Origin of the sequence: Acinetobacter sp. (assembly GCF_036659555.1) — a bacterium.
In the GTDB taxonomy this organism is placed as follows: domain Bacteria; phylum Pseudomonadota; class Gammaproteobacteria; order Pseudomonadales; family Moraxellaceae; genus Acinetobacter.
Genome location: NZ_JAVXCI010000004.1, coordinates 23,548 through 44,562, shown reverse-complemented (window position 1 = coordinate 44,562; position 21,015 = coordinate 23,548). Strand labels below are relative to the sequence as shown.

Genomic DNA, 21,015 nt, shown 5'->3' with positions numbered 1-21,015 from the left:
AATTTTAATTTAAAGTTATTATCTGCCGCCTCATTTAATTTGAGGACTGAGGAAGCTCAGCAACAAGTCTCAGGGAAACTGACAACTCATCCAGCTGGAAATGCGGCCTTAAAAAGACCACAGACTTGTAGCGGCCAGGCTGAGCCGGGTTCTCTACAACTTTTACCGACGCTTCACGCAGCGGATATTGAGCCTTGGCTTCCTGAGAAGCGCCGTCATCCAGCAGGACATACTGGGAAAGCCAGCCGTTCAGGAAAGCTTCAACATTGCCTGCAGAGGCAAAGCTTCCCACCTTGTCCCGCATCATGGCTTTTAAATAGTGCGCAATGCGTGAAACCGCCATGATGTATTGGATCTGGCTGGACAATGCCGAGTTGGCATTCGCCGTATCGCTGTCATATTTTTTAGGCTTTTGCGCAGACTGCGCGCCAAAGAAAGCGGCGTAATCGGTATTTTTGCAATGCACCAAAGGCACAAAGCCTAAGTCGCTGAGTTCCTTTTCACGACGGTCTGTAATGGCAATTTCTGTCGGGCACTTGAATACCACTTCGCCATCATTCGTTTTAAAGGTATGCACCGGCAGGCCTTCAACCAGGCCGCCACCTTCAGCGCCGCGGATTGCAGCGCACCAGCCATGCATGTCAAATGCATTGGTCAAGCGTGTTGCAAAAGCATAAGCAGCATTCATCCATAAATATTCATTGTGGTTTTCGCCCGAAACTTCCTCTGCATAGTTGAAACCTTCCGTTGCTGTTCCTTCTTTCGGATGATAAGGCAAGCGTCCCAGCACGCGCGGCATGGTCAATGCAACATAGCGCGCATCATCACTGTCACGGAATGAACGCCACTGCACATACTCAGCGGTTTCAAAGATTTTGGAAACATCGCGCGGGCGGTCAATATCGGTAAACGATTCCAATCCGAACATTTCAGGATTGGCTGCTGAAATAAATGGCGCATGCGCAGCGGCGGCCACATGGGAAATCTGCTCAAGCAGGTAGATGTCTGAAGGCGTCCGGTCAAATTCAAAATCGCCAATTAAAGCGGCGTAAGGCGCGCCGCCGAATGAGCCGTATTCCTCTTCATATATTTTCTTGAACAGCGCGCTTTGATCGAAATCCGCTGCGCCTTGGAAATCCTTAATCAGTTCCTTTTTAGTTGTATTCAGCATGCGGATTCTGATTAAGGAATTTGACGGAGTTTCCTGACAGAAATAGTACAAGCCGCGCCATGCTGATTCAACTTTCTGAAATTCAGCATGATGCATAATTTCGCTGAGCTGCTGTGAAATCAGCGCATCAATTTCAGCAATGCGCTTGTCAATCGACAAGGTCATATTTTCCGAGACCGTAATGGTGCCGGCCATCACCTCTTTCGCCAGTTCGCCGATCAGGCTTTTTGCGCGGCCACGTTCATCATCGGTGCGCGCAATCCGGCTTTGCTCCACAATAGCGTCCAGCAGTGAATATTCTTCTATGGCTGCATTGGAGGCAGCCGCAGTATTAAAATTATTCATGTTCCGCCTCCGCACTGAGCTTGCACACCTGATCAGTGTTCCGCAGCACATCATCCAGCAAGTCTTCCAGACGCTCATTATTGGAAATTTTATTGCGCAAGTCGGTCAGGCGTTCGCGCGCCGCAACCAGCTTTTTCAATGGATCAACCTGCTGCACCACATTTTCAGGGCGGAAATCATCCATTGCTTTAAAGGTCAGATCAATGGAGATTGTCCCGCCGGCATCCGTCAATGCATTGCCTACCTGAAAGCTTGCGCGCGGGGCTAAGGATTCAATGACTTCGTCTATATTATCCAAATCCACATTAATGAATTTTTTGTCTTTTAGCTTGGTTTTTTCCAGTTCAGAGGCTGCTGAAAAATCCCCCAGCACGCCGACCACAAATGGCAGCTCTTTGATTTCTTTCGCATCGCCTACTTCGACATCATAAGTCAGCTGCACACGCGGCGGCCGGATGCGCTGCAGTTTCTTTTGCACGCTTTCACGCTTTGCCATTTTCTGTTCCTTTTTTATTTTTTGTTTAAACTGTCAAACGGTGACGAGCTTGGCGCATTGAAGGTTTTCACAGCAGGCGGCGCTTTGCCGGCCGCAGGCTTGCTTGCTTTGGCTGCTTTAACGCTGCTAGTTTTTACAGCGGCAGCGCTTCTGATTTTTTGCGCCGCGCCGCTGTTTTTTGCATAGGCATAGGTTTTTGATGCTTTAAGCTTATTGGCTTTTTCCAAGGCTCTAAGCTCAGAACTGTCTGGCGCTGGCTGGGCAAAACGCACCGTTTCCGCCAACTTTTTGGCTGGCGCATACGCCGTGTCAGTCAAAGCGCGCAGTTCAACGGTGCGCATATAGTTCAGCGCATTCTGCGAAATTGCAATGCCGGCTAGAAATTCAACATCAGTTAATTCCTGCCTGCTGATATTCTGCTTACGGAGCTGATTCACCGCCTGAAGCGCTTTCAGACTATAGCCTAATGCCTGATATTTTTGCGCAGCCTGAATATATAAGTCAGTCATCAGCTCATTATTTTTCTTATTCTTTTTATCGCAAATTTGACTGTACAGGCCAATCAGCTCCGGATCTGAGTCGCCATCCGCCAGCGGATTGTCTTTAATGCATGATTTTTTCAACTCAAGCGGTTTTTCCATGGCAAAGTTTGCCTGCGCAATCAATGCAGCGGCAATTACCGGTATCAGAACAATACCTTTCTTCAAAATATGCATCCAGTTTTTCTCTGAAATCTAGTAATTATCATCAAGGTTCATCACTTATTAAATTTGTGATTCTTCTCATTTCTTATGTTTATAGCTTTTACGATGCAGATTTAACAAAAAATAATCACCATAAGTCAATAGATGAAATGCAAATAACCGGCAATAATTGTCACTATTTCAGTTTGTTTATCTGAAAATGACAAAAAATATCAATTTTATTGTTCTATTTATTAAAATAAATGTAGAATGCATCCAGCGCTTTGACACTAAAACAATACAAAGCATTGATTTAAAAATAATTAATTTAAAAACTAGAGCAAGAATAACGCGCGGAAAGCCAATTTCAATAAATTGCCTGCTCTAAAAAATTTGAGAAATCTATGAATAATTTAAAAATGTTAATTACAAAATTATCTGCGCATGCGCGGGTGTCTTTAGAGGAATCGGCCAATACCTGCATTTCTCAGCAGAATTATGAAATTGAAATTGAACATTTTTTATTGGAGTTATTGGCTCAGAACAGCAAAAATGACCTGCAGATTTTAGCTGAAAACTACAAGGTTCCTAAAGGCGGCTTAATTGACGATTTAAAAGAAAGCATTGCCCAGCTGCCGAAAGGCAATGCGAGAACGCCAATTTTCGCCAAATCAATCGTCCGCCTGCTGGAACAGTCATGGCTGCTGGCATCTGCGGAACAGAACCCCGTGATCCGCAGCGGGCATCTTTTGACGGCAATGCTCACCGCGCATGACCTAGGCCAAATCGCGGCGCGGGCTTCTGCCCTGTTTGAACTGTTTCCAATAGACAGCATGAAGCATCAATTTCTGGATGCCTGCAAAGACAGTATTGAAAATGAAGAACGGCAGGATCAACCGCAGATCAGCCCGGCGCCGGCAAGCGTTCAAGCGCAGCCCGCCAAAACGCCGGCGCTGGATCGATACACAGTCAACTTAACAGAAAAAGCCAAACAAGGCCGCATTGACCCGGTCATTGGCCGTGAATTTGAAATCCGCCTGATGCTCGATATTTTAATGCGGCGCCGGCAAAACAACCCGATTTTAACAGGTGAGCCAGGTGTTGGAAAAACCGCCGCGGTTGAAGGCTTAGCGCTTAAAATTGCGCAGAATCAAGTCCCGGATGAGCTTAAGCATGTGCAGCTTCATGCGCTGGACATGGGGCTGCTGCAGGCCGGAGCCAGCGTGAAAGGCGAATTTGAAAACCGCTTAAAACAGGTCATTCAGGAAGTTCAGGCTTCCAGCCAGCCGGTTATCCTGTTTATTGATGAGGCGCACACCTTAATTGGCGCTGGCGGTCAGGCAGGGCAAAATGATGCAGCTAACCTTTTAAAGCCCGCTTTAGCCCGCGGTGAGCTGCGCACCATTGCTGCCACCACATGGGCTGAATACAAGCAGTATTTTGAAAAGGATGCGGCCCTCAGCCGGCGCTTTCAGGTGGTTAAAGTTGAGGAACCCACTGAAGAAACTGCTATCGACATGCTCCGCGCCATGATCCCTGTCATGGCCAGCCATTTTAAGCTGCAGATTGATGATGAAGCGGCTGTAACCGCAGTTCACGCCTCCCACCGCTATATTGCTGGGCGTCAACTGCCGGATAAAGCCATCAGCGTGCTGGATACCGCAGCTGCCCGCGTCGCGCTGACGCAAAGCGCGAACCCGGTTAAGCTGGACCAGCTGATGGCGCAATTGCATAATCTGAAACTGGAATATGAAATTTTAGCCAATGAAAACAAAAATATCCCAATTCATCATGAGCGTTTGCAAAGTCTGCTGACCGCGATTGCTGACTTGGAAGGAAATATTGCGATTGTAGAAATACAGTGGCGGAGAGAACTGGAGCTGGTTCAGCGCATCCAGATGCTCCAGCAGGAAAACACCGAAGATCATCTTAAGCCTTCTACCCATACAGAAATTGCCGAGTTAAGGCGGCAGCTGTCAGATATGCAGGGACAATCCCCGCTGGTCTTTGAACGGGTCAATGCGCGGATGGTCAATGAAATTATTTCCGACTGGACAGGCATTCCGGTCGGAAAAATGCTCAAGGATGAAATACAGCAGATTCTGCAGCTGGAAGAAAAGCTCAGCCAGCGTGTTATGGGGCAAAACTATGCCATACGCCAGCTGGCGCAAGGCATAAAAACCGCTAAAGCCAAACTGGAAGATCCGAACAAGCCGCAAGGCGTTTTCCTGCTGGCTGGGCCAAGCGGCGTAGGCAAAACTGAAACTGCGCTGGCGCTTGCCCATGAGCTGCATGGCAGCGAAGCGCATTTAATCACCATCAATATGTCTGAATATCAGGAAGCGCATACCGTTTCCGCATTGAAGGGTGCGCCTCCAGGCTATGTCGGCTATGGCCAAGGCGGCGTGCTGACCGAAGCGGTGCGCCGCAATCCCTACAGTGTTGTGCTGCTGGATGAAATTGAAAAAGCCCACAGTGATGTTCAGGAACTGTTTTATCAGGTTTTTGATAAAGGCATGCTGGAGGATGGCGAAGGACGCCTGATTGATTTTAAAAACACCACTATTCTTTTGACATCGAATGCCGGCTCGAGCGCAATCATGCAGGCCTGCATCAACTGCCCTGTGCAAGACTGGCCAAGCTCAGAACAGCTGCTTGAACAGCTGAAGCCCAGCCTGTACAAGCAGTTCAAGCCGGCCTTTCTGGGCCGCATGCGCATCCTGCCTTATTTTCCGCTGCATGATGAACTGCTGGTTCAAATCATCCAGCATAAATTAGGCAAAATTGCCGCCAGAATGCAAAAACAGTACGGCACCAAAGTCCGCTGCAGCAATGATCTTATTGAACTGCTGCTGCACCGGTGCACTGAGGTTGACAGCGGCGCGCGCAATGTCGACAGCATTCTGAATGCAACGGTGCTGCCTGCGCTGGCGACAGAAATTCTTACAGCCATGAGTGAGCAGAGAATTCCACGCCTGATTCAGATTGATGTAAGGAATGATGAAATTCATTACGCTGTAGACCCTGAAGAAAATCCTGCTAAAAAGCGCAAAGCAAAAAAATTAAAACCAACAGAAGCATAAATTTATAAAGGCAGATTATGAGTTTAATACTCGATCATTTATTGCAGCCAATCGCTGCAGACAGCCCGTGCGGTGTGGACTGTTCATTTTCCAATGAGTTTCATGCGATTAAAAAAGCCAAGGCACAGGATGACCCTTTGCTGGATCAGGGCGACTGGGTCGCGGAGCCGAAGCAAGCTGACTGGCCTTTTGTACATGCCAAGTCGGTGGAGCTTTTAACCGAAAAAACCAAGGACATACGCCTGTATGCATGGCTGCTGGAAGCATGGACACATCTTTACGGCTTTGAAGGCATTGCCAGAGGCCTTGAATTAACCCAGCGCAGTTTAGGCGATTACTGGATTCAGCTGCATCCTGAAATTGAAGCGGATGATTTGGATCAGCGCATTGGGCTGATCCAAGGCTTAATCAGCTTAGTGCCTGCGCTGTTAAAAAGTGTACCGGTTGTCAGCAGCCAGCCGGCCTATACCCTTGCGGACTATGACCGCCTGCTGCATCAGCAAAACCAAAAACGCAAGCTGAATCAGGAGCAGGAGGATGAATCCGGTGAAGCTGCGCATTCTCATGAGCAATTCGAACAGGCGCTGTTCAATACATCCAAGCAGCTGCAGTATCAGAACTATCAGCAGTTTTTAGATATTTTAACCCAGTGGCAGCGGCTGAAGGATATTTTAGACTGCTTGATGGGGCTGGATGCGCCAAGCTTTGCTGCCATTGACTCGCAGATTGAAATGATCCAGTTGACCCTGAAAAAAATATATAAGGCGGATTCGTTCGCCAGTTCATCCGCAAGCGCTTCCTGCGCACTGGCCGAAAATGAAACTCCGGCTGAGGCTGCGCTAGATCATTCAACGGCAATGAGCGCACCGCATGCGCAGCAGCCGATCCCGATGCTTTTTCAGCCGCTGCAGCAAAGCCATTTAGCCAACCGCGAGCAGGCCATGCGTCTGCTGCAGGAAATCGCCGACTATTTTCAAGCCAATGAACCGCACAGCCCGGTGAGCTATCTGCTGCAAAAAACCATTAAATGGAGCCGGATGCCGCTGCATGAATGGCTGTCTCAAGTGATGAAAAATGAAAAGCCTCTGGAAGCCATGCAGGAATTGCTGGGCGTACAGGCACATACAAACGAAACAAACAGCGACTGGTAAAATACATGTTTAAAGCAGAAAAAATTCTATGGGGCGAAGGCTTATTTTTGCGCCCGCAGCATTTCCAGCTGCAGGATGCCTATCACGAACAGCGCCTGAACCATACGGTGCGCGCAACTATTCCTTTCGCTTACGGTTTTCAGGCCCTGCAGTTTGATGAGCCGCAGCTCAGCATCAATATGCTGGCATTAAGCAAAGTTGAAATGATTTGGCAGGACGGTGAAATCTATCAGGCGCCAGCGCAGGATCTGCTGCCTGAACCGGTGATGCTGGATGCGCTCAACTTAAAAGGCGAAATGCAGATTTATTTGGCTTTGCCGATTCTGCAGCCACATAAGAAAAATGTGAATTTTGAAGCAGATGCTCAATCCAGCCGCTATCATTCGCATCTGGCCGAAACGCATGATTTATTTACCGATGCCGGCCGTGCTGAAATTACCCTGCTGCGGCGCCGTGCCGAATTCAAGCTGTTTGAATTGAGCCATCAGCCGCAGCATCTGCTCGACGGCTATTTATACCTGCCGGCTGGCCGAATCAAGCGTCAAAGTTCAGGAAGCTTTGTTTTAGATGACAGGTTTATTCCGCCAATTTTGCATATCGGGGCCTGTGAATCCCTGGCCGCAGGTTTGAAGCGCACCTTAAATGTCATTAAGGCGAAAATTAAGGCCATTCAGGCTAATAACCGTGAAAATGAACAGAAGCTGATTGAATTCCGTTCCGGCGATATTGTTTCTTTCTGGCTGGTCAATGCGCTGAATACCGCGCACGCTGCCCTGAACCATTTGCTGCAGTATCCGCATATTCATCCTGAACGGCTATTTTTTGAATTGCTCCGATTAACCGGGTCTTTGCTGACATTTTCCACCGCCTATGAAGTGGATCAGCTGCCGCAGTATCAGCACGGCAATTTAGAACAAAGCTTCAGCCAGCTGGACTGTATTCTGCGCGGCCTGCTGGATACCATTATTTCAAACCGCTACATCAGCATTGCCTTAAAAGAAGCGCGCCCGTCGTATTGGACTGGCAGTCTGGAATCCGACAAGATTGGCCGAGATACACGGCTTTATTTGGCGGTGTCCAGCGGCGCTATGCCGGCGCACGACCTGATTTCCTATGTGCCGCTGCGCTTTAAAGCCGGCAGCACTGTCGATGTTGAACAGCGCGTCGTGGCGGCCTTACCCGCCGTGCCGCTGCAGCATTTAATTCAGGTTCCGACCGCTATTCCCGTCCGCTCAGGCGTAAGTTACTTTGAAATTGAGCCGAACAATGAACTGTATCAGCGCATGCTCAGCTCAGAAACCATTTGTGTCTATATACCCAGCGGCTTTCAGGACATATCGATTGAATTAATTGCGGTGATGAATGGATAAGCCCTTATGAACACAAATAATAATGCGCCCTCACTTTTTGATGACGGGCAAATCGGCTTCGGCGTCAGCCTTGCATCTGTGGAAACCAAGGCTGCCAGCACATCCAGCCTGGTTGATTTAATGCATGACGGCTTTTATATTGTTTTCCTGCTGAAAAATCAGTATGTGCCGTCAAATGCTGAAAACTTCCGGGAAAAAATCTTGAATTTGCTGAACCGCTTTGAAAATCAGGCCCGCAAGCTGCAGTTCAGCAATGATGATATTCAGGATGCAAAATACGCCTACTGCGCTCTGCTGGATGAAACCATTGTCACGCAGCAGGATGAGCGCTTTTTTGACCTGCAGAACAGCTGGATGATGTGCCCTTTGCAGCTGAGCCTGTTCGGTTCACAGCTGGCCGGCTACCGTTTTTTCGAGAAACTGGATGAATGCCGCAGCAAAGGCAAAGACCGCCTGGCTGCGCTTGAAGTTTACCATTACTGCATGCTGCTAGGCTTTCATGGCAAGTACCGTTTGGAATCAATTGAAAGCCTGAATGTACTCGCCTCCCGTGTCGGCGACGAAATTGATTACCTGAAAGGAAAGAAAGCCTCTTTTTCCCCGTTTTCTGCCTTGCCGGATCAAATCAGGCACACTATTCACCGTGAACTGCCTTTTTTCTGGATTTTAATTTTCTGGCTGCTTTTCACTTTTGCAGCATTCGCTGGATTGAAATATATGATTTCCAGTCAGAGCAATGCATCTTTGGCGCACTATCAGAATGTCATTGCTGCGCCTGCAGAGCAGGCTTATATCACAATTCATTTACCCTAAGATAAAAATAAAATGGCAAACGGAAAACAGAATACGGTACGCATACTGCAATCGACCAAAAAAAATAATTTACCTCCTGCTGCGCATGCTGCGGCGGGTTTTGTTGCCGGCAGCGTTTTTATCGGCATCGCGGGATGGATGTATTTAACCTTTCAAGCCCATGAAAATGAAGCTCTACAGCCAAAGCTGGAATCTGAATTTCAGGCATCCCATCTGAAACATGCAGCCGCAGTTAGTCAAGACGTTCATGCAGCGGCGGAAACATCTTTACCACCTGATGCTGCTGAAGAACCCGAAGCGGAAGATGGGCGGAGTTTTGATGCTGACCTCATCAACGCCTTTAAGCATCCGAAAGCTGATGCGCCAGCGCTTAAACAGCCTGAGCCAGCTGCAGGCGCCGTGCGGAAAATGCCTGTTCAGCCCATGAAGCGGCACATTCCGCCAGCAGCTTCTGAAGCAAAAACCGCTCCAGCTGCGGATGCAAAAGTGCTTCCTGCAGAAAAATTTGAGTCTGTAAAGCCAGATGCTGCGCCAGCGCCGAAACCAGAAATTGAAAGCCCTCGCGGTTCAGTCCAAATGACGGTGACCCAGACGCCAACGCCAGCAAAAGAAGCTGCTGCCGGTCCATGATCATTTTCCTGCTGTGCAACTTTATTACTTTGGCATCGGTGATGGCGCTTTTGCTGTCATATGAATGGAGGAACCGGCTGCTCAGCGCGGCCAAATGCATTATTCCGCGCAGCAAAAGCCAGCTGCTGACAGCCAGACAGTTTGTACAGCAGCTGAATGCGGCGGCATCGCCTGATCAGATTCAGTCGCATTGGCATCTGCAGCAATGGTGGATCTTAATTGCCGGCTGCTTTCTATTTTGCAGCATTTTGCTGTTTGCGTTTACCCGGCCAATCACGGCTTCAATGATGGAAGCGGATTATCTTAAAAAAGCCGATCCGCAGATTTACGCCATGCTGGACGGTCAAGTGCTGGATGCGCCGCCGGAGGTGGAAGAGTTTTTGGTTCAGGACGCGATTAATGAGGCCATGGCTTTAGAAAGCGCAGCACCCGTCATTGCAGCAGCAAGCTTCGGTTCCGCTTTTGATCCCCGCGTTCAGGATATTCATGTATTTTCCCATACGCAGGCGGAAGCAGCTTCTGCAGACCGCAAATGGTATAAAATGAATCCGCGCTACAAGCAGCGCCTGCTGATGGTATTCAAAATTATGCGTGAACAGCACGGCTATGACATGGTTCTTCTGGAAGGCTACCGCAGCCCCGGCCGGCAGAATGCTTTAGCACAGAATATTCAGACTACCCGCGCGCGCGGCTTTCAAAGCTATCATCAGTTTGGCTTGGCAGCCGATGCAGCTTTTAGGCTCAATGGAAAAGTAGTGATTTCTGAGCGTGACCCGTGGGCCATGCGCGGCTATCAGTTATATGGTCAAGCTGCTGAATCGGTTGGCCTGACATGGGGCGGACGCTGGAAATCCATTCAGGACTATGGCCATACCGAATACCGCATGCCCGGCTTGAAGAAAACTCCTGAAATGGCGGCGCAGCTCACCTCTGAAGGCCAGCTGCAGGCCGGCAATTTTTCCGTGGCGGAATAACCGGCTTTAATAAGGCGCAATCTGAAAAAACGCCGTGCTGGATGCAGCTCTGAGTCCTTCAGGTTTTTAAATAAAGCTGCAGCTGCTGCAGTACAGCCGCCGGCTGTTCCGCATGCAGCCAGTGCCCCGCGCCTTCAATCCCGCAAATTTCAGCCTGCGGAAACTGCTGCTGAATGGCTTCATAATGTTCAGGCTTGCTGACATAAGGCGACGCCGTGCCCCGCAGGAATAGAGTGGGCTTTTCCCACGCCGGCTGCGCAGTCCAGCCCAAAATTTCTGAATAATGCTCATAAAGCGCCGGAACATTGAACAGCCATTGCCCTTTGGCAAAAGACTTCAGCAGAAATTGAATCACCATTTCTTCAGACAAATACTGCTTCATGATATCAACCGCTTGCTGGCGTGACTGCACATTGGCCTTTGCTACAGCAAACAGCGCCTTAAAAATCTGATCATGATGGTTTTGCTGATAAGCATAAGGCGCAATATCCAGCACGGCTAAATGAGCGATGCGTTCAGGCACAAGGCTGGCTATACGCATGGCAATTTTTCCGCCCATAGAATGCCCGACTAGGCTGGCCCGCTGCAGTCCAAGATAATCCAGCGTTTCAATAACGTCCTGCGCCATCAGGTCATAATTCATTTCTGGCGCATGCGCTGATTTCCCGTGATTTCGCACATCCAGCTGCACGACTGTATGCGTGTCCATAAATGCGCGAGCCAGCATGCCCAAATTGCTTAAACTGCCAAACAAGCCGTGAATAAAAACAATGGGCGCTTGAACTGAATTTAAATTTTGCTGTATGTCATAGTTGAGGATCATGATTTTGCTAATTTTTGCTGGTTTCTTTTAGATAATGGAATGATGCGTTGATGAGGTTATTTAATCAATTGCCTTTTGATAAAAAATTATTTTTGCTTAGGCTATTTTGATGCCTGGAAAATCCGGAACAAGCAACATCTTCCGGATTTTGGGCTTTATTTGCGGAAATAATTCAGTGGCAGCTTTAAATAACGGATGCCGTTTTGTTCCGGTTCCGGCATCCGGCCGGCATCCATATTGATCTGAATGGCGGGCAGAATCAGTTTCGGCATGGCTAAAGATGCGTCACGGCGGCTGCGCATGGCGACAAATTCGCCTTTGTCCGCGCCTGCATGAATATGAATATTGCCCTGCTTCTGCGCCTGAATAGTGGTTTGGCACTGATACTGCTGCCGGCCTTCGGGCAAATAGTCATGGCATAAATACACCCGGGTTTGCTCCGGCAAGCGGTACAGCAGCTGTACAGAGTCAAATAAAGCCGCGGCGCTGCCCTTCGGGAAATCGCAGCGCGCCGTCCCGTAATCCGGCATAAACAGCGTATCTCCGACAAATACGGCGTCGCCAATCACATAGCTGAGGCATGCGGGAGTATGCCCTGGCGTAGGAATATTGTAAGCCGGCATCTCCCCTATTTGGAAAGCCTCATGATCCTCAAATAAATGATCAAAAATTTGCTGTGAACTGAAACGCTTTATATCCAAATTGTAAATTGCGCTGAAGGTTTCCTGCACAATTGCAATTTTGCTGCTGATTGCGGTTTTTCCGCCGGCCTGTTCTTTGATGTACTGGGAAGCGGTCAGGTGGTCTGCATGCACATGGGTTTCTAGAATCCATTCTATGCTTAGGCTATTTTGCTGAATGAAAGCTAAAATCTGGTCTGCATGCGCAGTTTGCGTTGTGGCGGCGGCCGCATCATAGTCCAGCACGCTGTCAATTACGGCGCATTTCCGGGTTTTCGGGTCAGTCACCACATAGCTGTAGGTATTGGTATTTTCATCAAAAAAATCCTGTACCCAAGGTTGGTTGCTCATGAATTCCCTCCTGCCCATAAGCGGTGCATCCATACGCCAGCGAACATTGCCGCCAGAAAATAAACTGCCTGATAATGGCCCAAACCAATTAAGGTAAAGCCCGGCGCCGGACAGATGCCTGCAATGCCCCAGCCTATGCCGAACAGGCAACTCCCTGCCGCCAGTTTAGCATCTAAACGGCTGTTTTTAGGCAATTCAATCAGCTCACCATACACGGTTTTAAGCGGGTGGCGCACGGCGCGCTGAAATGGAATAAAAGCCACGCAGATTGCGCCGGCCATGACAAAAGCCAGGCTTGGATCCCACTGCCCTGCAATATCCAAAAAATTCAGCACTTTTTCCGGGTTAGACATGCCGGAAAGCATGAGGCCTACAGAAAATAATCCGCCGAAGGCAAATGCGAGTAAATTTTTCATGCTGCTGCTCCCAGTAAATGGCGCATCACAAATACCGTGATCATCCCGGATGCCATAAACAGCGCCGTTGCGGCAATGGAACGCTTAGATAACCTGCTGATGCCGCAGATGCCATGCCCGCTGGTGCAGCCGGAACCTAGGCGTGTGCCAAACCCCACCAGCAGGCCGGCGATTATCATCATCCACGGGCTGGCCATCAGGGTAATTTCGGGCTGCACAAAAATGCCATAGATAAATGGCACAGTGAACAGTCCCAGCAGAAACCAAAAGGCTGGACGCTGCAGCAGCTGATTTTTGAAAAGCTGTCCGACTAAACCGCTGATGCCGGCAATTTTTCCGTGCACATATAAATAGCCCACGGCGGATAAGCCCAGCAATGCGCCTCCTAAAAAGGCCGAGATAAAATCATGCAATTTAGATCACCCACCAAACAATATATGTTTTTATAATATGTTATTCTGTCTATTATTCAAGTGCTATTTCTGCACTTCTGCATCCATCTTTTGTAAGCAGCAGATTCTGCACACGGCGTCATTGCTGTGATAGGCAGCATGTGGCATTCATGCCACACTCACATATCTGAAGTTTATTTTACTCGACTCTGGGGAAGCAATGGCATTCGCCCGGCATTTAACCGCCTTATTGTTTATTTAATTTAACTAATCTGAAAAATATGCGGAATATATCCCCGAGGATTTTTTAACTTCAGTCAATTTTACAAAGCTCAGCTTAAAAATCCAGATCAATATCAATATTGCTCAAAGCTTCTCCAATCCATTGCAGCGCATCAGCTCCTAACTCAAAAACATCAGCAGGATTTGCACCTGACAGCAGATCCGCCGCTGAGCTGGACTGCTGATCTTCCGCTTCTTCCTGCGCTCCGGCTTCAGCTGCGCCAGTTTCCAGCTCTTCGCTTTGCATAATAATCCCCCCTTTGCGTCATGATTGATATACGGCGATAACTGCATATTAATTATTCTAAGCTTCAAAATCTTTTAAGACTTTATCCGCAAACCATTTCGGCAGCGCTTTCAAGCTTTGGTTGATTTTCAGAATTTCGGCAGAGTCGATTTCCGCAATGAAAGACGCCCGCTGGCCATCTGCTGAATTATCAAAAATATAAGTGCGGTCAGCAGCTTCTACGGCCTGCATCAGCAGATCCATGCTTCTGTAATAGCGTTCTTTGATTTTCTGTTCCGGCACGCCATGCCCGCCCGACTGCACCCGGTACTGCACGCGGGCAACATTAATCATCGGGTCAACGGTAGAAACAAAATACAAATAGGTGCGGTAGCCTTTGCGCTGGGCTTCTTGCAAGAACTCAACTTTAGAGATGTGCGACATCACCGTTTCAAAAGTAAAGCTGACCTTTAAATCCAGAAATGTCAGGCGGATATAATCAATAATTCTGGCGCAAAGGTAAGAGTCGATTTCACTGGCATCAAACTGAATTTTCCATTCATCCAGCAAGGCTGGCGCTTTGGCAAGCAAAGGAACATAGCCGCCGGCTTTAGGGCGCTTTTTCTGCTGTAAAAACTCAGCTAAGTCTTGCGCTTTTAATGCAGGATGATAAGCCTGCAAATCAAGGCGCTGTGTTTGCTTCAGCTGCTGTTCCAGTTCGTCTGCATTTAAATATGCCCCAATATGATGGGGCAATAAATATTCCTTAACGGTGCTCTTTCCTGAACCATTCGGGCCTGCAAACATCCTGATGCGGGGCTGTCGAGGCATGCTTTATACAGTTTCCTCTAGCTTCTTTTTGCGCTTCAGCACTTTAGGCAAATGGCCCGCTGCTACATAGGCTTGCGACAAATCTTTTACTGCGGTTTCCTGACCGTTCTGCGTACGGCGCATGAGCTGCTGATTCTTCACATACAGCACTTCAGAAGATGCGCAAGCGCGCTCAAACGCATGCCGGAAGGCATGAATGGCAAGCTTAGGGATCATATCATCCTCATATTTGCCCGCTTTAATGACCGAAGTGTAAGCTGTCATTCAACAACTCCTGCAAGTGAACAGCATGTAATTCGCTTATCTTAGCATATTGGGCTAATTTGTCTATTTATCCATCAGCACATCTATTCAGACAGGTGCCGTAAAAAAGCCGCTGTGCAGCGGCTTATGGCTTGATTTTTCCTGCGCAAAAGACGCCGACTGTCATTCCTGAGCTGGTCAGGCTTTGCTGCTGCTTCTCCAAATACGCCTGAGAGACCTTCAGCATCATTGGCGCAAGGTCTAATTTCAGGTTTTCCTGAGAAAGCTTGGCAATCTGCTGATAGGCATTCAGCCTATCGCAAAAGGCCTGACTCTGCGTATTTGCATCCGCCGTCGAATCCGGCTCATCCAAAATGGCTTTGGTTTTCTGAATCAGCTGGGTGTAGTGCTGAATCTGCTGATCATAATCCTGCTGCGCCAGCGGTTCCGCATGCGCATGCAGGCTGACAGCGCAAAATGCCAGCGTACTGAGTATCCGCTTAAGCTTCATCACCTTCTTTCCAGACATCTTCATAATCATCTGAATCAATCATAAAGCGGTAGCCGGTATCTAAAGCCAAATACGGCAGCGCATCAGGAAATTCTTCTGCAAGTGCCTTCACCGTAATGATTTCAAAGAATTCTTCGCCATCGCCCAGCTCGCCGCCGTAGATAAACCAGGATACGCTGTTTTCATCCGGCAGCTTGCGTAAGCCGACGATCGGCTCTTTGTTCAGGGTATGCAGCGCAATCGCAACAACATCGGTTTCTTTTACAGGCCGGTATGCTGAACCGAATTCTTCACATACCAGTTTCTGTTCTTCAATCAGCTCTTGATCCATAGTTCCAGGGCATTCATCATCTATTCGTGAAGCCTATTGTAGCCGATCAATGCTGCATAAGGTGAGCCTCTGCGTAAAAACTGCCAGGCTATTTCTGCTCTATTTCCCTTAGAATGAATCAGTCATTGCAGGATGCTATTCTGACTATCCCGGGATACACTTGCACAGCAAAGAACGGCTGATTTAGGATGCAGCCTGTGTGCTCAAAAATTTGCGCTAATTACTGCAAACAGACAGTATTCATCCAGCATAAAAAAAGCGCTGAACTCAACTGAACAGCGCTTTGGGAAACATTGAAATCATTACGGATTATAAACTGCCTTGAACTGCTGGTAGAGCAAGGATTCTTTGCCGTCATTCAGCACATAGCGGGTAATCGTGCCTTTATCTGTTTCAAGGCTCATAGTGATTTTCTGCCCCGGCTTTTTGCCGTCAAGGTCAGCCATCAGCCTTGCCGGAACAGCAACCGAATTTCTGGAACGGTTCATGCCGAACAGCACTTCATGCTCCGTTTTACCTTCTGGAGTAAAGCCGAATGACTTCTGGCCATTGCTGAAGCTGACATGCTTAATTTCAAAATTATTGCTGACGCTGTTTAAGTTGATCTGAATGTCCAGCAGGTCTTTTTTCTGTTCATTCCAGCTGACAGTCACAGCAGGACATAGTTCATTGGCTTCACACAGCAGCAAACCGCGGGTGCCGATGTTTTCACTTTCCGGCACCGCTGCGCAACCGGAAATCAGCACGGCGCCAAGCATCAGACTGGTTAATTTTTTCATTCTTCCCCTCTATTGTGAATGCCGAATATGGCCTGAATCTGCCTTCATTCTAGCGGACTTTCGCCAAAAAGATAATCGCCCGGCCCGGCTAAAAGGCTATTTCAGACGCGCCGCACAATTGGCTAGCTGATCTGCGGCGCCGCGGCCTCAGTGCAACGCTCCATCAATCCGCCTTCAGCCCCGATGATCTGGCGCCGTATTCAATTGAATGAAGCTTTATCCGCTTAAGCAGCCACAGCACCTTATTGGACTTTAAGCATTACCGCAGCAAGGCCTAAGCCAAACCTGCAAACTATTTTGCCAAGAAGCGCCACGGCTTTCAGTCCATCTGCAATCTGCTGAAACTGGACTTATACACTCTTGAACAGCTGCTGATAGAAACGCCAGCCGCTGAAATTTGGGTGATTGGGCGGAAAACCGGCAAAAAACTTGCCGGCTATCACATTCAAAACACCTATAATTTAACTTTTGCCAATGCACACCACCTCGCAAGGTGATTTTCGGTGCTGACCGCCCGCACCCTCCGTGAGCTAAACGGTCAGTCCTGCATTGTTCTGGATGACCTAGAGCTTCCGTCACTGCAGATCCTTTCTTCCCGCAGCTTTTTCACAGTATCAAGCGATAAAATCATCATTAAACAGGCGGTTATTTTTCATACAAACCGGGCACATCAGCGCTTAACTGGGCAGCGCCTGCTGTGCGCCGCCGGGCATGTGCCACTGTATGAAAAAATCCATAATCCGCCTTATAAAAAATGTTTTCCATGTGGCCCGGTGGAATACACTGCAGATGAGCTGCTGGCATTGATCCCTGCTGCCTGCGTCAAATTCATGTTTTATTTAAAGAAAATATCAAAGTTTAAAAGTTTCAGCCATATTCAGCGCGCTGCATGCCAAAGCGTGGCGAAGCGATGAGCTGCGGCAGCCACTTGATAAAATCCAGCAGCGCGATCAGCTGATGAATGCCCTTCTGCAAATGAAAGGCAAATATGGCGCTGACTGCATTCAGGCGGGATATTCCTCTGCACAGCAGGCATGAAAAATAAGGCAGGACGCTGCCCGCCGCGCTATGCAGCCTGCTGGAATGAACTGCTGCAAGTGAACTGAATGCGCCCCGTTACATAAATAATATGAACAGTTTTCGCCAATTCAGTTTAAAATTAAAAAGACCGGATAATTATAAAATTTGTAATCTTTTAACATTGCCAATTCTCTGCAAAATTCACATTATATAGCTCAATTCTGGCACATGCTTTCTACGTCAATTCAATGAATTTATAAAAAAAATGTGGAATATTATGCCATAATAAGCAAACTTTGCAGGCATCTTGCAAAGTACTTTTGCAACTTATAATTGGAGCAAGCTGAATGAGTTCGACCATTTTGGTCATTCATGGACCGAATCTGAATTTGCTGGGAAAGCGTGAACCGGAAGTTTATGGATACCTCACCCTTGAGGATATAAATCAGCAGCTCATTTCACAAGCGCAAAATGCATCAATTTCACTCAATACTTTCCAAAGCAATTGGGAAGGCGCAATTGTTGACCGTATTCATCAGGCACAGCAAGAAGGCGTGCAATTCATCATTATTAATCCTGCAGCATTGACGCATACCTCTGTTGCAGTGCGGGATGCGCTGCTTGGCGTAGCCATCCCGTTTATTGAAGTTCACTTATCCAATGTGCATGCGCGCGAAGCATTCCGCCATCACTCTTATTTATCGGATAAAGCCGTTGGCGTAATTTGCGGTTTAGGCGCGAAAGGCTATGCCGCCGCGCTTGACTTCGCCATCGCTAAAATCCAGCCCACTTTGCAATCTTAAAACTAGGAATACTGTCTCATGGATATTCGTAAAATCAAGAAACTCATCGACTTGATGATTGAATCTGACTTACAGGCGATTGAAGTTAAGGAAGGCGACCAATCGATTGCTTTAACTCGACGCAGTCCAGTCGTGGCGGCAGCGGTTCCTGCAATGCCAGCGCCATCAGCTGCAGCTCCGGCGGCTAAATCACCGCGCGGCGCTGTTGAAACTTCGCCAATGGTTGGCGTGTTCTATTCAGCCCCAAGCCCAGGCGAGCCGACATTTGTTAAAGTAGGCCAGACCATTTCTGCCGGCGAAACGCTGGGCATTATTGAAGCAATGAAAATCATGAACCCGATTGAAGCGACGCAAAGCGGTGTGATTGAAGAGATTCTTGTGAAAAACGGTGAAGTTATTCAATTTGGCCAGCCATTGTTCCGCTACCGCGCCTAAGACCTCGGGGAAAAATAATGTTGCAAAAAGTTTTAATTGCAAACCGTGGTGAAATCGCGCTGCGGATCACACGGGCGTGCAAAACTTTAGGAATTAAGACCGTTGGTATTTATTCCGATGCAGATAAAGACTTGATGCATTTGCGCTTCTGCGATGAAGCGGTATGCATTGGCCCGGGCGCAAGCAGCGAAAGCTATCTGAATATCCCTGCGATTATTACCGCAGCGGAAATTACGGGTGCAGACGCGATTCACCCCGGCTACGGTTTTTTATCTGAAAATGCAGAATTTGCTGAAATTGTAGAAAGCTCAGGCTTTATCTTTATTGGCCCGCGTCCGGAACATATCCGCCTCATGGGCAACAAAGTTTCTGCAATTATCGCCATGAAAAAAGCCGGCGTACCGACTGTGCCGGGCTGCGACCATGCTGTAACAATTCACAATGCTCTTGCAGAAGCCAAAGAAATCGGTTTTCCGCTGATTGTCAAAGCGGCTTCCGGCGGCGGTGGCCGCGGCATGCGCATTGTGGAAAATGTTGACAGCCTGCTTGAATCAGTTCAGGCAGCGCAGCGTGATGCGGAAATGTGGTTTGGCGATGATACCGTCTACATGGAGCGTTTCCTGCAAAAGCCGCGCCATGTTGAAGTTCAGATCCTCGGCGACGGCAATGGCCATGCAATCCATCTTTATGACCGCGACTGCTCTTTGCAGCGCCGCCATCAGAAAGTTTTGGAAGAAGCGCCAGCGCCGGGCTTGCCGGAACAGGCGCGCGCAGACATTCTGGAAGCGTGCGTGCATGCGTGCAAGCTCATGCAGTATCGCGGTGCAGGCACATTCGAATTCCTGTTTGAAGATGGCGAGTTCTTCTTTATTGAGATGAACACCCGTGTTCAGGTTGAGCACCCTGTGACGGAAATGGTTACTGGCGTTGACATCATTGAACAGCAGCTCCTGATTGCTGCCGGCTTAGGCTTAGAGCTTCAGCAGGAAGATATTGAAGTGCAAGGCCACGCCATTGAATGCCGCATCAACGCTGAAGATCCGACAACATTCATGCCGTCTCCAGGCAAGATCGAGCATTTCTATGCGCCAGGCGGCGCCGGCATCCGCTTAGACTCTCATATTTATCAAGGCTACAGCATTCCGCCGTACTACGATTCAATGATTGCCAAGCTGATTTCGCACGGTAAAAACCGCGAGACTTGTATTGCGCGCATGAAGCAGGCGCTGGAAGAAATGATCCTGACCGGGATCAAAACCAACATCCCGCTTCATAAAGATCTGATTTTGGAAGATAAAAACTTCACTAAGCAGGCAATGGATATCCACTATCTGGAAAAGCATTTGCTGAAGCAGCTTGAAGTCAATCAAAACAAAGAATAAGTTTTAATGGCGGAAATATTTCCGCCATTAAGCATTAAAAAACCGCTCAGTTCAAACTGAGCGGTTTTTTATTTTTCTGCATTTTATTAAGGAAGAACACGGCGCAAGGTGGCAAAACACTGCTCAGCTTTTGCATTGCTGCAGAAATCAATGGTGTACGGATTTTTCCATTTCACAAAATACTGTGAAATTTCACCCGTCTGATCTTCCTGATTTCCAGAGCAGTCAGGCTCGTTGTTATCATATTTAACTTGCAGAATCAGCGCTGGAATTTGCTCATCCAAGTCCCGCGCCGGCTGATAATCATAAATGCCGGATGACCATTCTGAACCGCTTTTAATCACAACATCATTATTGTTCTTAAAATTATAGTATTCGATGCATTTCCGGTTATTCGGGATTTCCATGCCCCACAGGCCGGCAATTTCAGGCCGCGTGGTGATCCTGAAGCTGTTTGCGCTGCTGGACTGATCCTGATCATCTGATGCCTGATTTTGCGTAGAATTGTTATTGTCTGACGACGCCATTGCGCCCGATGCGCACAGCATCAGCAAAACTGTTAAATATTTTTTTTTCATACGTTTATTCAGTCATATAACCCTGTGCTATAAATTAACACATTTTTTGATAAAACCTTAATTTCTCAACATTTTATAACAATCATTCTGCCTCGTGCGCACCGCTCAGCCGCGCATGCGCCTGGACGAGCCGGCCACGGTTTTTACACGGAATATTTTTTGATGATTTCTTCAGATCCGTCAGGAACTTATCTTTTAAGAGCAGAAAAAGGATTT

The 21,015-nt window shown here is 48.1% G+C and carries 23 protein-coding genes; 8 read left to right on the top strand and 15 right to left on the bottom strand.

The genetic code is table 11. From position 1 onward, the window contains the following. Positions 1-34 precede the first annotated feature (34 nt). Genes tssC through RSA72_RS01225 form a run of 3 tightly spaced genes read right to left on the bottom strand, consistent with a single transcriptional unit; the run spans position 35 to position 2,728 of the window. Positions 35-1,516 (bottom strand): type VI secretion system contractile sheath large subunit, encoded by a 1,482-nt coding sequence (tssC, locus tag RSA72_RS01235; protein WP_332621362.1) that lies wholly within the window; start codon positions 1,514-1,516, stop codon positions 35-37. Further along, entirely contained in the window at positions 1,509-2,012 is a 504-nt protein-coding gene (tssB, locus tag RSA72_RS01230) for a type VI secretion system contractile sheath small subunit (protein ID WP_332621363.1), read from the bottom strand. The genes tssC and tssB overlap by 8 nt, the downstream gene beginning before the upstream one ends. A gap of 14 nt (positions 2,013-2,026) precedes the next feature. Continuing rightward, the gene (locus tag RSA72_RS01225) at positions 2,027-2,728 is read right to left on the bottom strand and encodes a hypothetical protein (RefSeq protein WP_332621364.1); all 702 of its coding nucleotides are present in this window, start codon (positions 2,726-2,728) and stop codon (positions 2,027-2,029) included. 371 nt (positions 2,729-3,099) lie between these two features. Between RSA72_RS01225 and tssH the strand changes: the two genes are divergently transcribed. The 4 genes from tssH to icmH are packed head-to-tail and all read left to right on the top strand — an operon-like array spanning position 3,100 to position 9,112. Continuing rightward, complete coding sequence (gene tssH, locus RSA72_RS01220) at positions 3,100-5,778, top strand: type VI secretion system ATPase TssH (RefSeq protein WP_332621365.1); 2,679 nt, start codon at positions 3,100-3,102, stop codon at positions 5,776-5,778. A 17-nt stretch (positions 5,779-5,795) separates the two neighbouring features. Continuing rightward, the gene (gene tssA / locus RSA72_RS01215; RefSeq protein WP_332621366.1) at positions 5,796-6,929 is read left to right on the top strand and encodes a type VI secretion system protein TssA; all 1,134 of its coding nucleotides are present in this window, start codon (positions 5,796-5,798) and stop codon (positions 6,927-6,929) included. 5 nt (positions 6,930-6,934) lie between these two features. Next, the gene (gene tssK, locus RSA72_RS01210) at positions 6,935-8,299 is read left to right on the top strand and encodes a type VI secretion system baseplate subunit TssK (protein WP_332621367.1); all 1,365 of its coding nucleotides are present in this window, start codon (positions 6,935-6,937) and stop codon (positions 8,297-8,299) included. 6 nt (positions 8,300-8,305) lie between these two features. After that, complete coding sequence (icmH, locus tag RSA72_RS01205; protein ID WP_332621368.1) at positions 8,306-9,112, top strand: type IVB secretion system protein IcmH/DotU; 807 nt, start codon at positions 8,306-8,308, stop codon at positions 9,110-9,112. Between the two features lie 370 nt (positions 9,113-9,482). Here the strand turns inward: icmH and RSA72_RS01200 are convergent, their stop codons facing one another. Further along, positions 9,483-9,740, bottom strand: a complete 258-nt coding sequence (locus RSA72_RS01200) for a hypothetical protein (RefSeq protein WP_332621369.1) — start codon at positions 9,738-9,740, stop codon at positions 9,483-9,485. On the opposite strand from RSA72_RS01200, the gene RSA72_RS01195 reads away from it, so the two are divergent. Next, entirely contained in the window at positions 9,739-10,716 is a 978-nt protein-coding gene (locus tag RSA72_RS01195) for a M15 family metallopeptidase (RefSeq protein ID WP_332621370.1), read from the top strand. The two genes, RSA72_RS01200 and RSA72_RS01195, sit on opposite strands and share 2 nt — an antisense overlap. 58 nt (positions 10,717-10,774) lie before the next feature. On the opposite strand, the gene RSA72_RS01190 is transcribed toward RSA72_RS01195, so the two are convergent. The 10 genes from RSA72_RS01190 to RSA72_RS01145 form a co-directional block, all read right to left on the bottom strand. After that, complete coding sequence (locus RSA72_RS01190; RefSeq protein ID WP_332621371.1) at positions 10,775-11,539, bottom strand: alpha/beta fold hydrolase; 765 nt, start codon at positions 11,537-11,539, stop codon at positions 10,775-10,777. A gap of 155 nt (positions 11,540-11,694) precedes the next feature. Next, positions 11,695-12,570: an MBL fold metallo-hydrolase gene (locus RSA72_RS01185; RefSeq protein WP_332621372.1), complete on the bottom strand. Its 876-nt coding sequence runs from the start codon at positions 12,568-12,570 to the stop codon at positions 11,695-11,697. Beyond that, complete coding sequence (locus RSA72_RS01180) at positions 12,567-12,986, bottom strand: DUF6691 family protein (protein ID WP_332621373.1); 420 nt, start codon at positions 12,984-12,986, stop codon at positions 12,567-12,569. Before RSA72_RS01180 ends, RSA72_RS01185 begins: the two co-directional genes overlap by 4 nt. Beyond that, a complete protein-coding gene (locus tag RSA72_RS01175) occupies positions 12,983-13,399 on the bottom strand; it encodes a YeeE/YedE family protein (RefSeq protein ID WP_332621374.1) in 417 nt (138 codons plus the stop codon). The genes RSA72_RS01180 and RSA72_RS01175 overlap by 4 nt, the downstream gene beginning before the upstream one ends. A gap of 316 nt (positions 13,400-13,715) precedes the next feature. Then, positions 13,716-13,907 carry a hypothetical protein gene (locus RSA72_RS01170; protein WP_332621375.1) on the bottom strand — a complete coding sequence of 64 codons (192 nt, stop codon included), beginning with the start codon at positions 13,905-13,907 and terminating at the stop codon, positions 13,716-13,718. 57 nt (positions 13,908-13,964) lie between these two features. Continuing rightward, positions 13,965-14,693, bottom strand: a complete 729-nt coding sequence (locus tag RSA72_RS01165; protein WP_443098276.1) for a zeta toxin family protein — start codon at positions 14,691-14,693, stop codon at positions 13,965-13,967. Between the two features lie 27 nt (positions 14,694-14,720). Further along, positions 14,721-14,981 (bottom strand): hypothetical protein, encoded by a 261-nt coding sequence (locus RSA72_RS01160; protein ID WP_332621378.1) that lies wholly within the window; start codon positions 14,979-14,981, stop codon positions 14,721-14,723. Between the two features lie 124 nt (positions 14,982-15,105). After that, positions 15,106-15,489 (bottom strand): hypothetical protein, encoded by a 384-nt coding sequence (locus RSA72_RS01155; RefSeq protein WP_332621379.1) that lies wholly within the window; start codon positions 15,487-15,489, stop codon positions 15,106-15,108. Then, a complete protein-coding gene (locus RSA72_RS01150; protein ID WP_332621380.1) occupies positions 15,461-15,802 on the bottom strand; it encodes an immunity protein Imm33 domain-containing protein in 342 nt (113 codons plus the stop codon). Before RSA72_RS01150 ends, RSA72_RS01155 begins: the two co-directional genes overlap by 29 nt. A gap of 302 nt (positions 15,803-16,104) precedes the next feature. After that, positions 16,105-16,581: a hypothetical protein gene (locus RSA72_RS01145; protein ID WP_332621381.1), complete on the bottom strand. Its 477-nt coding sequence runs from the start codon at positions 16,579-16,581 to the stop codon at positions 16,105-16,107. Between the two features lie 1,367 nt (positions 16,582-17,948). On the opposite strand from RSA72_RS01145, the gene aroQ reads away from it, so the two are divergent. From aroQ to accC, 3 genes are read left to right on the top strand one after another with little or no spacing between them, the layout of a single operon-like run. Beyond that, positions 17,949-18,404 carry a type II 3-dehydroquinate dehydratase gene (aroQ, locus tag RSA72_RS01140; RefSeq protein WP_332632650.1) on the top strand — a complete coding sequence of 152 codons (456 nt, stop codon included), beginning with the start codon at positions 17,949-17,951 and terminating at the stop codon, positions 18,402-18,404. A gap of 18 nt (positions 18,405-18,422) precedes the next feature. Next, the gene (gene accB / locus RSA72_RS01135) at positions 18,423-18,839 is read left to right on the top strand and encodes an acetyl-CoA carboxylase biotin carboxyl carrier protein (RefSeq protein WP_332624055.1); all 417 of its coding nucleotides are present in this window, start codon (positions 18,423-18,425) and stop codon (positions 18,837-18,839) included. Between the two features lie 17 nt (positions 18,840-18,856). After that, entirely contained in the window at positions 18,857-20,221 is a 1,365-nt protein-coding gene (gene accC, locus RSA72_RS01130) for an acetyl-CoA carboxylase biotin carboxylase subunit (protein WP_332624056.1), read from the top strand. Positions 20,222-20,307: 86 nt separating this feature from the next. Here accC and RSA72_RS01125 read toward each other — a convergent pair whose 3' ends face one another. Continuing rightward, positions 20,308-20,799, bottom strand: a complete 492-nt coding sequence (locus tag RSA72_RS01125) for a hypothetical protein (protein ID WP_332624057.1) — start codon at positions 20,797-20,799, stop codon at positions 20,308-20,310. Positions 20,800-21,015: the final 216 nt, after the last annotated feature.

Excerpts from the sequence above, each read along its gene's own strand:
- tssC (WP_332621362.1), bottom strand. The coding sequence starts at position 1,516 with ATGAATAATTTTAATACTGCGGCTGCCTCCAATGCAGCCATAGAAGAA.
- tssB (WP_332621363.1), bottom strand. The coding sequence starts at position 2,012 with ATGGCAAAGCGTGAAAGCGTGCAAAAGAAACTGCAGCGCATCCGGCCG.
- RSA72_RS01225 (WP_332621364.1), bottom strand. The coding sequence starts at position 2,728 with ATGCATATTTTGAAGAAAGGTATTGTTCTGATACCGGTAATTGCCGCT.
- tssH (WP_332621365.1), top strand. The coding sequence starts at position 3,100 with ATGAATAATTTAAAAATGTTAATTACAAAATTATCTGCGCATGCGCGG.
- tssA (WP_332621366.1), top strand. The coding sequence starts at position 5,796 with ATGAGTTTAATACTCGATCATTTATTGCAGCCAATCGCTGCAGACAGC.
- tssK (WP_332621367.1), top strand. The coding sequence starts at position 6,935 with ATGTTTAAAGCAGAAAAAATTCTATGGGGCGAAGGCTTATTTTTGCGC.
- icmH (WP_332621368.1), top strand. The coding sequence starts at position 8,306 with ATGAACACAAATAATAATGCGCCCTCACTTTTTGATGACGGGCAAATC.
- RSA72_RS01195 (WP_332621370.1), top strand. The coding sequence starts at position 9,739 with ATGATCATTTTCCTGCTGTGCAACTTTATTACTTTGGCATCGGTGATG.
- RSA72_RS01200 (WP_332621369.1), bottom strand. The coding sequence starts at position 9,740 with ATGGACCGGCAGCAGCTTCTTTTGCTGGCGTTGGCGTCTGGGTCACCG.
- RSA72_RS01190 (WP_332621371.1), bottom strand. The coding sequence starts at position 11,539 with ATGATCCTCAACTATGACATACAGCAAAATTTAAATTCAGTTCAAGCG.
- RSA72_RS01185 (WP_332621372.1), bottom strand. The coding sequence starts at position 12,570 with ATGAGCAACCAACCTTGGGTACAGGATTTTTTTGATGAAAATACCAAT.
- RSA72_RS01180 (WP_332621373.1), bottom strand. The coding sequence starts at position 12,986 with ATGAAAAATTTACTCGCATTTGCCTTCGGCGGATTATTTTCTGTAGGC.
- RSA72_RS01170 (WP_332621375.1), bottom strand. The coding sequence starts at position 13,907 with ATGCAAAGCGAAGAGCTGGAAACTGGCGCAGCTGAAGCCGGAGCGCAG.
- RSA72_RS01165 (WP_443098276.1), bottom strand. The coding sequence starts at position 14,693 with ATGTTTGCAGGCCCGAATGGTTCAGGAAAGAGCACCGTTAAGGAATAT.
- RSA72_RS01160 (WP_332621378.1), bottom strand. The coding sequence starts at position 14,981 with ATGACAGCTTACACTTCGGTCATTAAAGCGGGCAAATATGAGGATGAT.
- RSA72_RS01155 (WP_332621379.1), bottom strand. The coding sequence starts at position 15,489 with ATGTCTGGAAAGAAGGTGATGAAGCTTAAGCGGATACTCAGTACGCTG.
- RSA72_RS01150 (WP_332621380.1), bottom strand. The coding sequence starts at position 15,802 with ATGGATCAAGAGCTGATTGAAGAACAGAAACTGGTATGTGAAGAATTC.
- RSA72_RS01145 (WP_332621381.1), bottom strand. The coding sequence starts at position 16,581 with ATGAAAAAATTAACCAGTCTGATGCTTGGCGCCGTGCTGATTTCCGGT.
- aroQ (WP_332632650.1), top strand. The coding sequence starts at position 17,949 with ATGAGTTCGACCATTTTGGTCATTCATGGACCGAATCTGAATTTGCTG.
- accB (WP_332624055.1), top strand. The coding sequence starts at position 18,423 with ATGGATATTCGTAAAATCAAGAAACTCATCGACTTGATGATTGAATCT.
- accC (WP_332624056.1), top strand. The coding sequence starts at position 18,857 with ATGTTGCAAAAAGTTTTAATTGCAAACCGTGGTGAAATCGCGCTGCGG.
- RSA72_RS01125 (WP_332624057.1), bottom strand. The coding sequence starts at position 20,799 with ATGAAAAAAAAATATTTAACAGTTTTGCTGATGCTGTGCGCATCGGGC.